Raw genomic sequence first — 12,150 nt, 5'->3', positions numbered from 1 at the left:
CGGCGCTGGCAATTTTTAAACGCAATAAATCCTGCTGGTATCAAAGTATAGAGATCAGGCCACGCAGACTCATCGGGCAATACCCTAATAATTCCGACAATATCAGGGGTAATTTATGGCATCCGCCCAAAATGACGTTGGCTGGCTCACGGAATCACCTACCGCCCGCCGCGGCGTGAGCCATCTCACAGCCAACTGGACCAATGCCAAAGAATAGCGCTCAGAAACCACAGAATATAGGTCATCTGCATAATGCCTGGCAGACCGGTGAACGCTATAATTCTCCACGAGCAAGACTTTCGATTATGACTTACGGCGCACAATATAAACCCGATACTTTTCAAGTTGCGGCTTGCAAGATAATGGGGATAACAGGTTAGGGTATGTGAGGTTTCAATGTCCGAAGTTAATCGTATTAAAGAAACACCGTTATATATAAAAGTTCACCCACAGGATAACGTGGCTATTGTGGTCAATAATAACGGATTGGCTAAAGGAGAAATATTCCCCTGTGGGCTAACGTTATTGGAGCATATTCCGCAGGGGCACAAAGTAGCGTTGCAGAATATCCCTGAAGGTGGCGATATCCTGCGCTACGGCGAGGTGATCGGTTTTGCTCAGCGAGATATCCTCCGTGGCAGTTGGATTGACGAGTCGCTGGTGACGCTACCGCCTGCACCCGAGCTGGCCAGCCTACCGCTCGCTAACCAGGTGCCGCAGACATTGCCCCCCTTGGAAGGCTATACCTTCGAAGGTTACCGCAATGCTGATGGCAGCGTTGGCAGCAAAAACCTGCTGGGCATTACCACCAGCGTACACTGCGTAGCCGGTGTGGTGGATTATGTGGTGAAAATCATTGAACGCGACCTGCTGGCGAAATACCCGAACGTTGACGGCGTGGTGGGCCTGAATCACCTTTACGGCTGCGGCGTCGCCATCAATGCGCCCGCCGCGGTGGTGCCGATCCGCACCATCCATAACTTGGCGCTCAACCCTAACTTTGGTGGCGAGGTGATGGTGGTGGGCCTCGGTTGCGAAAAACTACAGCCCGAACGCCTGCTGTTAGGCACCGAAGATGTGCAGCCGATCTCGCTGGATGAAAATCATATCGTTCGCCTACAGGATGAAAAGCATATCGGTTTTCAGGCAATGGTGAGCGATATCCTGCGCGTCGCCGAACAGCATCTGCAACGGCTGAACCGCCGTCAACGAGAAACCGTCCCCGCATCAGAACTGGTGGTGGGTATGCAATGCGGCGGCAGCGATGCGTTTTCTGGGGTCACCGCCAACCCGGCGGTAGGCTTTGCCTCCGACTTACTGGTGCGTTGTGGTGCCACCGTGATGTTCTCAGAAGTGACCGAGGTACGCGATGCGGTTCACCTGCTGACGCCACGGGTGGTCGATGAGCAGGTTGGCAAGCGCTTACTGGAGGAGATGGCCTGGTACGATGATTACCTCAGCAGTGGCCAAACCGATCGCAGTGCCAACCCCTCTCCGGGCAACAAAAAAGGCGGCCTGGCAAACGTGGTGGAAAAAGCGCTGGGCTCGATCGCCAAATCCGGCAGCAGTGCGATTGTCGAAGTGTTGTCCCCCGGCCAGCGCCCCACTAAACGCGGCCTGATTTATGCCGCCACTCCTGCCAGCGACTTTGTTTGTGGCACCCAGCAGTTGGCATCCGGCATCACGGTGCAAGTGTTCACTACCGGCCGGGGAACCCCCTACGGCTTGACTGCCGTGCCAGTCATCAAGATGGCCACGCGCAGCGCACTGGCAGAACGCTGGCACGACTTGATCGATATCAACGCAGGCACCATCGCCACCGGTGAAGCCACCATTGAGCAGGTGGGCTGGGAGCTGTTTGAACTTATTCTGGCGATCGCCAGTGGGCGGAAGAAAACTTGGTCGGATCAATGGGGGCTGTACAACGCCTTGGCGGTATTTAACCCCGCACCGGTGACCTGAGCCATACCCCGCAGTTGAGCGCCGCTGGTGGCCGGTCAACTGCGGGATACCACTCAGTTATCATTCAGTTGTAAACCGACATACAGCAGCAAACGCGCATCAAAATTAGCCAGGTTCAACCCGGTCAGTTCTGAAATGCGGTTCAAACGATATTCCAGCGTATTGCGGTGGATATAGAGCGCCTTGGCGGTGGCAATAGGTTGCACGTTGTTCAGGAACCAGGCATTTAAGGTACGCAACAGTAGACCGTTGCTGTCCATGGCCTTCAGACGTTCCAGTGGCCGTGCCAATTCATCAGCCTGCCAACCGCTGCGCAGGCTGCCCAACAGCACTGGCAACATCAGATCCTGATAGTAATAAGCCCGTTGGCCCGGCATGCGCTGCTTGCCAACCGCCATGGTGGTACGCGCCGTGCGGTAAGAGCGCACTAGACTGCCTGGGCCACTGAAATAGTTACCCAGCGCAATACGCACGCGCAAACGGCTACTTTCATTCATACGTGACAGCAGGTTTTCTACCCGCCGCCGATGATTTTCCGCATCCCATTGCCCATGGTTATTCAACGCTGGCTTAAGTACCACCATCTCGCTGAGGGAAACGATGGCAATCAGATTGTCACGCTCCGGCATCGTCAGCAAAGCCTGTAGCTGCTGTAATTCGGCCATGGCGCTGTCTACCCCCAGTTGACCACTGTCAACCTCGACGACCGCCGCAACGCGAGGTTGGTCAGGACCAATTCCCAATCGGTGCGCCCATTCCATCAGGGCGGGTGACAGTTCCTCGGTGCGGATCAGGTTGAGCACCAGCTCTTCGCGAAAGCGGCTGTCCTGCGCCAGTATGCTCATCAGGCGTGCCTGCTCCAGCATCATCTCTGCGGTCATGCAGACCAGCTCACCGAACTGGCGCAGCTGTGCCGGATTACCGGTCAGGCCGATAACCCCAACAATTTTACCGTTGATACGCAATGGCAAGTTGATACCAGGGCGAACACCGTGCAAATGGCGGGCAACGGCATCGTCAATATCCACCACTCTGGCCTGTGATAGCACCAATAATGCCCCTTCATGCAGCTCCCCCAAGCGTTCATGATCGCCGCTGCCGATAATGCGGCCACGGGTATCCATCACATTGACGTTGCTGTCAATGATTTGCATGGTACGAGTGACAATTTCCTTGGCTAGTGTGGCATCGAGATGATATTCCGCCATTGCGTCTTGTCCCTATCGGATATTACACAGGCAGCCAGCATACCGGGGCACCTGCCCCTGAACATTGTGCATATGCACGAATACGGTTTAAACATGATGTTAATTGTGCTGCGACTCACAATTTAGCCGCATAAATAAATATCCTCCGGCATAGCCGGAGGTTTTTCATATGCGCCTATAAGGCTCTCTTACCTGCCGCGCCCTAACAGGCGCATTACTACCTCACATTTGCATAACTTCTGTTACTTACTGCCCGTAAACGGGCTGCATCAATGTAAAGGTGGCACTATTCTCCCTCACATCGTTCCATACACATATCTTCATTAGCGCATATTACCGTTACCTTTGTCCTTATCCCCCCAAGACGTTGAGCAAGGTGTTGGCATTTTTGTCATCCATCGGGTATCCGCTCCCCCTATCAGGTGCTTGTCTATTTCCGGGGACGCTTTGTTGCCGCCTGGCCACAAGGATTACTGGGCCATTAAAAGATCCGACTCAAAGCTGAAAGCTTTACTGAACCCCCAGCCTAGCTGGGGGTTTTCTGCATACAAAAAGGCACGCCGTAGCGTGCCCTGTGCGGTAACGAGAAAATCTTACTGCATCAGCAGATACAGCGTCGAGTCACCGCGTTGAATGTTCAGCGCCAGTACCGAAGGTTTGCTGTCGAGGATTTTACGCAGTTCACCCAGGTTCTCTACCGGCTGCTGGTTTACACCGAGGATCAGGTCACCTTTCTTCAGGCCAATGCGCGCCGCAGCACTACCAGCCTTAACATTATCCACTTTCACCCCTTTATGGGTGCTGGTGCCGTTGCTCAGTTCAGCGCCTTCGATACCGGTATAGATATTGCCGGATTCAACCTGCGCCTGGCTGCTTTGTTCCAGCGTCAGTTCAACCGTCAACGGTTTGCCGTCACGGATCAGGCCCAACGACATTTTGGTGCCAATTGGCAGAGTACCGATTTCTGCACGGAACGAAGCGAAGCTAGAAATCGCTTTACCATTCAGGGTTACGATCACATCACCTGCCTTGATACCGGCTTTCTCAGCGGAAGACTTCGGCATCACCTGGCTGATGAACGCACCACGCTGGGCATCCACCTTCATCGCCTGCGCCAGTTCGGAGTTCAGCTCCGTCCCCATGATCCCCAGTTCGCCGCGTTTCACCTGGCCGAATTCCACCATTTGCGCCGTCAGGTTTTTCACCATATTGCTTGGGATCGCAAAGCCGATACCGATGTTGCCACCGTCCGGTGCCAGAATCGCAGTGTTGATACCGATCAGTTCACCGTTCAGGTTCACCAGCGCACCGCCGGAGTTACCACGGTTAATCGCCGCGTCAGTCTGGATAAAGTTCTCGTAGTTTTCGATATTCAAACCGCTACGCCCCAGTGCAGAGACGATACCGGAAGTCACCGTTTCCCCCAGGCCATACGGGTTACCGATCGCCACGGTGTAGTCACCCACACGCAATTGCTCGGAATCTGCCATCTTGATGGCCGTCAGATTTTTGGCCTCTTTCAGTTGGATCAGCGCGATATCGGAGCGCGGATCCTTGCCGATCACTTTAGCTTCGAAGCGGCGGCCATCGCTCAACTGCACCTGGATCTTGCTGGCGTTATCTACTACGTGGTTGTTGGTCACCACATACCCTTTAGCGGCATCAATGATCACACCTGAACCCAGTGCCTTAAAGGTTTCTTTGGGCCCTTGAGCGCCACCAGGACCCGCCTGGCCACCCTGACACATCGGTGAGCCTTGGAATGGCGAACCATCCTGGCAGAACGGTGAGTCTTCGCCAAAGAACTGCTGGAACTGTTGCGGCATTCTCTGCTGTGCGCTCACCGGAGTAGTCCCTTCAACGTTGATGCTCACCACGGAAGGCATCACCTTTTCCAGCATCGGGGCCAGACTCGGCAATTGCTGCATGCTAGGGGAAGCAGATGCCGTTTCTGCGGCGTTAGCGATCGCTACCGGCCCCAGAGTCATACCAATGCTGAATGCCAGTGCGCTTAAAACTAATACGGTTTTTTTCATCTTTGTGTCTCTTTAAAGTCGTTCAGGAAATACTGCGAATTTGTGCCTATTAAGAGCGTATTAAAACACTGAAGTTCCGGCCCTGAGCGCTGGCTAATAGTAAACAAATATTGTCTGTCTTTACAAAACTCGAAATAATACGTCGAGCTTGCCATGACGACTGAAAAACAAGACATTTCGTAGTGAGTTCATTATTCTGCCGCCATTAAACGACGGTATTCATCATAGGCATAAAGGTCGGTCATTCCGCTGATATAATCCTGCAATAACCGTGCGCGGAAATAATATTCTCTGATCGCCTGTTGCTCGGTAGAAAGATGCTGCAAGCCCTCTACCGCTTCCATGTAGGCCAACCGATGTTTGGTGGAAAGCTTGTGGAACAACCGCGTTTCGATCGGGAATGCCCGGTGGCTGTCATCCCGTACCAACTGGCTGAAATCCGCCAGCGACATCGCCAGCAAGGGGCTATAGATATCCAGCAGGCCGCTGATCACCCGGTAGCCCTGCAATTCAAGCTGCTCCACCTCTGGGTGATTGAATACATGCTTGAAGGCCACGTTTTTAAAGATTTCCAATAATTTATACACCGGGCCAGAATCTTCCAGCAGCGCGCCGTTAAAGTGGCCGTGAAAAACCGCGTCCAGATTATCGATAAAGCGCTGGGCGGCATGCGGCACCAAACGTGCCACGGTGAATACCCGCAGGTACATAAAGAATTGATCTTCGGAACTTCGGCGCGCACCGCCGCGATCGATTTTACGGAATGCACTGGCGATGGTTTTATCAAACAGATCCCCAGGAGCAACCTCACCCCATTCCTGCGTTAAATGTTGATACAATTGCTCGACGGTAAAAATGTTTTTTTCCACCGCATCTTCCAGATCGGCCACGCAATAAGAAATATCATCAGCGGCTTCCATAATATAAGTCAGAGGGAAGCGATCGAATTCCCCCATATTCAATTCACGCCGTAAACGATCGACAAAGGCTTCTTCCGCCAGATAAAAACCCGGCTTTTTCATCAGGTAACTGTGGCTGGCCGGGATGTCGCTCGCCCAATAGGCCGGGCGGGTATATTTCAGGATACAGCCGACCTGAGCATAGGTCAGGTTCAGTTTCAGCAAGGTATACACCAGCCGGATCGCTTGAGCATTGCCTTCGAAATGGCTGAGATCCTGACGGATGCGGCTGCGCAGCCGGTTCAGATCGCTCTCCCCGTCACGCAGGCGCAGCACATCGACCAGGCAGCGTTCATGGCTGCTGGGCTCGCTGCCGCAGTTGGCCGGATCGAGACGCTGGCGGAACCAGTCGTTAATCGCCGATTCACCGAAATGACCAAAAGGCGGATTGCCAATGTCGTGCATCAGGCAGGCCATTTCCACGATGCTTTCAAACGGATCGAGCAGTTTGGTCAGGCCGAGCGTATCAATACGCTGGTCCTGTTTGAAACGGTTGAGGATCTCTTTGGCAATATGCCGCCCCACCTGCTGCACTTCCATCGAATGGGTCAAGCGGCTACGCACTGCGGCGTTGCGTTCCAGCGGGAACACCTGCGTTTTTTGCTGCAAACGGCGGATCGCCGCGGAATTGACGATGCGCCCGCGATCGCTCTCAAACTGCCGGACGATGTCGTACTCTTCTTCGGCTTCAATCGGCTTGCTGAATGGCCGCTGGAAGCTGATCTTCTGCTTAAAGTCGATCCCGGACATCTGTTTCTCCCAACGTTGAGCATTCACTCCGTGATAACAATTCCCGGCAGCAGATGCAACGGTATTCTCTCAGAGCCATGATAGACTATGCCGCAATTTCCACACCCAATCAGCGAGTGTTATTTATGAAAGTAGGCATCATCGGCGCAATGGAAGAAGAAGTTACCCTGCTGCGCGCGCAAATTGAAAACCGTCAGACCATTCAACGTGCTGGCTGTGAAATCTATACCGGCCAGATCGGCGGGGTTGATGTCGCACTGCTGAAATCGGGGATCGGTAAAGTCGCGGCGGCATTGGGCACCACGCTGCTGCTGGAACATTGCCAGCCCGATGTGGTGATCAACACCGGTTCCGCCGGTGGCCTGGCGTCAACGCTGAAAGTGGGTGATATCGTGATTTCTGAAGAAGTGCGTTATCACGATGCTGACGTCACCGCTTTTGGTTATGAACCGGGCCAGATGGCTGGTTGCCCACCCGCCTTTGTTGCCAACGATGAACTGATCGCCCTGGCGGAAAACTGCATCAAACAGCTTGATCTGAACGCCGTGCGCGGCCTGATTTGCAGCGGCGATGCATTCATCAACGGCGCTGAACCGCTGGCACGCATCCGCGCCACCTTCCCGACCGTTGCCGCTGTTGAAATGGAAGCCGCCGCCGTGGGCCATGTCTGCCACCAGTTCGGCACGCCTTTCGTGGTGGTACGCGCGATTTCCGACGTGGCCGATCAGCAATCACACATGAGCTTCGACGAATTCCTGACGGTGGCCGCCAAACAGTCGTCACTGATGGTCAACGCCATGCTGCAAACTCTGGCCAAGCGCGGTTAATGTGAAGGCCCTGTTATGGCTGCTGGCATTATGCTGCGCACTGCCGGCCAGCGCGGCTCAGCGCGTAATCAGCCTGGCACCGAGCACCACGGAGCTCGCTTATGCTGCTGGTATGGGCGAAACTCTGCTGGCAGTGAGCGCCTATTCGGATTATCCGCCGGAAGCAAAAAAGCTGGAACAGGTGGCTTCCTGGCAAGGCATCAATCTGGAGCGGATACTGGCGCTGAAGCCAGATCTGATCCTAGCGTGGCGTGGGGGTAATCCGCAGCGATTGTTGGATCAGCTTGCCTCATTCGGCATCCCGATCTTCTACGCTGATGCCAAAAATATCGACGACATCGCAAAGTCGCTGGATGCGTTGGCACCATACAGCCCGCATCCGGAGCAGGCGCATCAGGCCGCAGAGCACATTCGCCAGCAAATGGCTGCGCTGACGGCCCAATATGCCGATAACCAACCACGTCGCGTGTTGTTGCAGTTTGGCACCCAGCCTTTGTTCACCGCTTCCGCAGCCACATTGCAAAGCCAGGTGCTTACGCTGTGCGGCGCGGAAAATATTTTTGCCGACAGCCGCGTGCCGTGGCCGCAGATCAGCCGCGAACAGGTGCTGACGCGCCAACCGCAGGCGATCGTCATTACCGGTGGCGAAAAGCAGATCGCCAGCGTGAAGGCTTTCTGGGCTCCGCAGTTGGCAGTCCCGATCGTTGCGCTGAATGAAGACTGGTTCAACCGTGCCGGGCCACGCATTATGCTGGCGGCGCAGGAACTCTGTAACCAACTGGCGGAGATAAAGTAATGCTGGTTTTTTGGCTGGATATTCTCGGTACGGCAGTGTTTGCCATCTCCGGCGTATTGTTGGCTGGCAAATTGCGCATGGATCCGTTCGGCGTACTGGTGCTGGGCGTGGTAACCGCAGTGGGCGGAGGAACCATTCGGGATATGGCTCTGGCTAACGGGCCGGTATTCTGGGTGCAAGACCCGACCGATCTGGTGGTGGCGATGGTCACCTGCGTGCTGACGCTGCTGCTGGTGCGCCAGCCGCGCCGCTTGCCGAAATGGATCCTGCCGGTGCTGGATGCGGTCGGGCTGGCGGTCTTTGTCGGCATTGGCGTCAATAAAGCGCTGGCCGCTGGCACCAGCCCGCTGGTGGCCGTCTGTATGGGCGTGATTACCGGCGTGGGCGGCGGGATTATCCGCGACGTACTGGCTCGTGAGATCCCGATGATCCTGCGCACCGAGGTCTACGCCACTGCCTGTATTGTTGGCGGGATCGTGCATACCACCGCGTTCTACACTTTCGGCATGCCGTTGCAACAGGCCATGATGCTGGGTATGGCAATCACGCTGGGTATCCGTCTGGCCGCCATTCGCTGGCACCTGAAGTTACCCGCCTTTATCCTCGAAAAGTAATAAAAAAACCCGCGAACCATTAAGGTTGGCGGGTTTTCTGACAGCTAGGGGATCAGATACTGAATGAAGACCCACAGCCGCAGGTGGTTTTAGCATTCGGGTTAGTCACCACAAAGCGTGACCCTTCCAGCCCTTCGGTGTAATCCACCGAACCACCCACCAGATATTGCAGGCTCATCGGATCAACCACCAGCGCAACGCCCTGTTTCTCAATGGTCATGTCACCGTCGTTGATCTTGTCATCAAAAGTGAAGCCGTATTGGAATCCGCTGCAACCGCCACCGGTAATGTAAACCCGCAACTTCAGGTTTGGATTTTCTTCGTCAGCAATCAGGAACTTAACCTTGCTTGCTGCTGCCTCGGTAAATTGCAGGGGCAGTGCTGTTTCATCACTCATACTCTTTACTCCCAACATTGTTCCACATCAGATTACTACCATGGCAGCCTGATTAATGCCTTTGATTATCTAATACCTGAGTGTTACGTTCAAGTATTCACCGCATTTGTTGCATTTTATTTGCTTGTTTTCTCTGCCATAACCCAAGCCCGTTGGCATAATGTGCAGGCCAATAGCCAGGAATACAATAGATTACCGCCCAGAAACTGAGCAACCTGCGTTTACCCTATCAATAGGTATCTGACCGCGACCGTTTCATAACGCAGCGCACTCCTCTAGAATAGCGCGGTCAAATCCTTCAAATGAAAATCCAGGAGCCGATTTATGAGCTTACACAGCAAGTCCGAAAGTCTGTATGCCCAAGCGCAGCAGTTAATCCCCGGCGGGGTTAACTCTCCGGTGCGTGCATTCACCGGTGTCGGCGGCACACCGCTGTTTATCGAACGCGCTGATGGTGCTTATCTTTTTGATGCCGACGGCAAAGCCTATATCGATTATGTCGGTTCCTGGGGCCCGATGGTGCTGGGGCATAACCATCCGGCGATCCGCAATGCAGTGATCGAAGCGGCACAGCGCGGCCTGAGCTTTGGTGCGCCAACCGAAATGGAAGTCAAAATGGCGCAGTTGGTGACCGAACTGGTGCCGACCATGGATATGGTGCGCATGGTCAACTCCGGTACGGAAGCCACCATGAGCGCCATTCGTCTGGCACGCGGCTACACCCACCGTGACAAAATCATCAAGTTCGAAGGCTGCTACCACGGCCATGCCGACTGCCTGCTGGTAAAAGCCGGTTCAGGTGCCCTGACCTTGGGCCAGCCAAACTCACCGGGCGTACCGGCCGATTTCGCCAAGCACACCCTGACCTGTACCTATAACGACCTCGATTCGGTGCGTAGCGCGTTCGAACAATACCCAACGGAAATCGCCTGTATCATCGTTGAGCCGGTGGCAGGCAACATGAACTGCATACCGCCACTGCCGGAATTCCTGCCGGGCCTGCGTGCCCTGTGCGACCAATATGGTGCACTGCTGATTATTGACGAAGTGATGACCGGGTTCCGCGTCGCGCTGGCTGGAGCACAGAGTTATTACAATGTGGTGCCCGACCTGACCTGCCTGGGCAAAATCATCGGCGGTGGCATGCCGGTCGGGGCTTTCGGTGGCCGTCGTGACGTGATGGCCGCATTGGCACCAACCGGGCCGGTCTATCAGGCGGGAACGCTGTCTGGCAACCCGATTGCCATGGCCGCAGGTTTCGCCTGCCTGACCGAGGTTTCACAGGTGGGCATCCACCAGACGCTGACCGAGTTGACCGACAAACTCGCCACGGGCCTGCTGACAGCAGCAAAAGCTGAAAATATTCCGTTTGTCGTCAACCATGTCGGCGGTATGTTCGGCCTGTTCTTTACCGATGCAGCCACAGTCACCAGCTACCAAGACGTGATGCAGTGTGATGTTGAACGCTTCAAGCGCTTCTTCCACTTGATGCTGGATGAAGGAATTTATCTGGCACCATCGGCATTCGAAGCCGGGTTTATGTCGGTTGCGCACAGCGATGAAGACATTCAGCGCACCATCGACGCTGCTCGCCGCTGCTTCGCCAAGCTGTAAAAACCTTCGCGGGCGCACTCTGCGCCCGCGTTATCCTCGCACGACGGCTTAGACCAGCGTACCGTAGATCGTCAGCAACGCCACCACTACCAGGATAATCATTGTCACCTTCCGCGCCAGCGTTACCGCTGCCCGTGGTGTCTGTACCGGATCATTGTGCGGATCGCGTGCCAAAGAGAACTGTGCCAAACGCGTCAGCACCTGATATTGCGAAGTATAACGATCGCCCAACGATGCAAACCATGCGGGCAACGCTCTTTCACCATGACCGAGTAGCGCATACGCCACCCCAGCCAGCCGAACCGGGATCCAGTCCAACCAGTGCAGCAGAAAATCGATACCTGCCTGAGAACGTTCCAGCGGCGTCTGGTGCCGCGCCAGCCAGGTTTGATAAGCGCGCAAAAAAGCATAACCTGCCAGCGCAATCGGCCCATAGGGCCCGCACACCACAAACCAGAACAGAGGAGCCAGATAATAGCGATAGTTAATCCACAGCAACGCATTCTGCAGCCCGCGCAACCGCTCTTCTTTGCTGCCGTCAACCGGGAGGCCATGGATCAATGCCAGTTCTTCCGCCATCTGATCGCTGGCATGCTCATCCCCCTGACGCGCAGCGTTCAAATAGGCCCGATAATGCTTACGCTTAATACCCGCCCCCACGCACAACAGCCCAATCAGGATCCACAGCAGCAATACCACTACGCCGAAAAACAGCCCCTTAGCCAGCCACAGAATGCCCCCTATCACCGCCATCCAGATAATGACCATGGCCAGCGTCTGAGCAAGCGAAACCCGACGCGAGCGCTGAAACACCACCTCAAGGCGATGATCCAATTGCCAGTGCTCACCCAGTTTAAATAGACGTTCCCACGCCAGAACCAGTAACAGCGTAAACAGCGTCATTAGCTAATCCTCTCCTTTGTTTATCTTTGCTGAACGTATTTTCCAGAGATATCAGACAACCTTTCACACCGGCGTTCCCACCCC

The 12,150-nt window shown here is 54.9% G+C and carries 10 protein-coding genes; 5 read left to right on the top strand and 5 right to left on the bottom strand.

Going from position 1 to position 12,150, the window contains the following annotated elements; genetic code table 11:
* Positions 1–396 precede the first annotated feature (396 nt).
* Positions 397–1,962 carry a galactarate dehydratase gene (garD, locus tag ACX1CU_RS03905; protein WP_459401326.1) on the top strand — a complete coding sequence of 522 codons (1,566 nt, stop codon included), beginning with the start codon at positions 397–399 and terminating at the stop codon, positions 1,960–1,962.
* 53 nt (positions 1,963–2,015) lie between these two features.
* Here the strand turns inward: garD and ACX1CU_RS03900 are convergent, their stop codons facing one another.
* The 3 genes from ACX1CU_RS03900 to dgt all read right to left on the bottom strand — a co-directional run bounded on the left by ACX1CU_RS03900 (position 2,016) and on the right by dgt (position 6,915).
* Entirely contained in the window at positions 2,016–3,170 is a 1,155-nt protein-coding gene (locus ACX1CU_RS03900) for a CdaR family transcriptional regulator (RefSeq protein WP_459401325.1), read from the bottom strand.
* A 593-nt stretch (positions 3,171–3,763) separates the two neighbouring features.
* Positions 3,764–5,206 (bottom strand): serine endoprotease DegP, encoded by a 1,443-nt coding sequence (gene degP, locus ACX1CU_RS03895; protein ID WP_459401324.1) that lies wholly within the window; start codon positions 5,204–5,206, stop codon positions 3,764–3,766.
* 191 nt (positions 5,207–5,397) lie between these two features.
* Positions 5,398–6,915, bottom strand: a complete 1,518-nt coding sequence (gene dgt / locus ACX1CU_RS03890) for a dGTPase (protein ID WP_459401323.1) — start codon at positions 6,913–6,915, stop codon at positions 5,398–5,400.
* A gap of 125 nt (positions 6,916–7,040) precedes the next feature.
* Between dgt and mtnN the strand changes: the two genes are divergently transcribed.
* From mtnN to ACX1CU_RS03875, 3 genes are read left to right on the top strand one after another with little or no spacing between them, the layout of a single operon-like run.
* Positions 7,041–7,742 (top strand): 5'-methylthioadenosine/S-adenosylhomocysteine nucleosidase, encoded by a 702-nt coding sequence (gene mtnN, locus ACX1CU_RS03885; protein ID WP_459401322.1) that lies wholly within the window; start codon positions 7,041–7,043, stop codon positions 7,740–7,742.
* Position 7,743: 1 nt separating this feature from the next.
* Positions 7,744–8,538, top strand: coding sequence for a vitamin B12 ABC transporter substrate-binding protein BtuF (btuF, locus tag ACX1CU_RS03880; protein ID WP_459401321.1), 795 nt, complete (start codon positions 7,744–7,746; stop codon positions 8,536–8,538).
* On the top strand, positions 8,538–9,152 hold the full coding sequence (locus ACX1CU_RS03875) for a TRIC cation channel family protein (RefSeq protein WP_459401320.1): 615 nt from the start codon (positions 8,538–8,540) through the stop codon (positions 9,150–9,152). The genes btuF and ACX1CU_RS03875 overlap by 1 nt, the downstream gene beginning before the upstream one ends.
* 52 nt (positions 9,153–9,204) lie before the next feature.
* Here ACX1CU_RS03875 and erpA read toward each other — a convergent pair whose 3' ends face one another.
* Entirely contained in the window at positions 9,205–9,549 is a 345-nt protein-coding gene (erpA, locus tag ACX1CU_RS03870; RefSeq protein WP_234588914.1) for an iron-sulfur cluster insertion protein ErpA, read from the bottom strand.
* Positions 9,550–9,873: 324 nt separating this feature from the next.
* On the opposite strand from erpA, the gene hemL reads away from it, so the two are divergent.
* Positions 9,874–11,163 carry a glutamate-1-semialdehyde 2,1-aminomutase gene (gene hemL / locus ACX1CU_RS03865; RefSeq protein ID WP_459401319.1) on the top strand — a complete coding sequence of 430 codons (1,290 nt, stop codon included), beginning with the start codon at positions 9,874–9,876 and terminating at the stop codon, positions 11,161–11,163.
* Between the two features lie 48 nt (positions 11,164–11,211).
* Here the strand turns inward: hemL and ampE are convergent, their stop codons facing one another.
* Positions 11,212–12,066 carry a beta-lactamase regulator AmpE gene (ampE, locus tag ACX1CU_RS03860; RefSeq protein ID WP_459401318.1) on the bottom strand — a complete coding sequence of 285 codons (855 nt, stop codon included), beginning with the start codon at positions 12,064–12,066 and terminating at the stop codon, positions 11,212–11,214.
* Between the last annotated feature and the right edge of the window lie 84 nt (positions 12,067–12,150).

This window comes from Serratia sp. D1N4 (genome assembly GCF_054552755.1).
The sequence above is the reverse complement of the archived record's forward strand: the minus strand, read 5'-3'. Positions and strand labels throughout refer to the sequence as shown.

Excerpts from the sequence above, each read along its gene's own strand:
- ACX1CU_RS03900 (WP_459401325.1), bottom strand. The coding sequence starts at position 3,170 with ATGGCGGAATATCATCTCGATGCCACACTAGCCAAGGAAATTGTCACT.
- ACX1CU_RS03875 (WP_459401320.1), top strand. The coding sequence starts at position 8,538 with ATGCTGGTTTTTTGGCTGGATATTCTCGGTACGGCAGTGTTTGCCATC.
- dgt (WP_459401323.1), bottom strand. The coding sequence starts at position 6,915 with ATGTCCGGGATCGACTTTAAGCAGAAGATCAGCTTCCAGCGGCCATTC.
- degP (WP_459401324.1), bottom strand. The coding sequence starts at position 5,206 with ATGAAAAAAACCGTATTAGTTTTAAGCGCACTGGCATTCAGCATTGGT.
- mtnN (WP_459401322.1), top strand. The coding sequence starts at position 7,041 with ATGAAAGTAGGCATCATCGGCGCAATGGAAGAAGAAGTTACCCTGCTG.
- erpA (WP_234588914.1), bottom strand. The coding sequence starts at position 9,549 with ATGAGTGATGAAACAGCACTGCCCCTGCAATTTACCGAGGCAGCAGCA.
- hemL (WP_459401319.1), top strand. The coding sequence starts at position 9,874 with ATGAGCTTACACAGCAAGTCCGAAAGTCTGTATGCCCAAGCGCAGCAG.
- garD (WP_459401326.1), top strand. The coding sequence starts at position 397 with ATGTCCGAAGTTAATCGTATTAAAGAAACACCGTTATATATAAAAGTT.
- ampE (WP_459401318.1), bottom strand. The coding sequence starts at position 12,066 with ATGACGCTGTTTACGCTGTTACTGGTTCTGGCGTGGGAACGTCTATTT.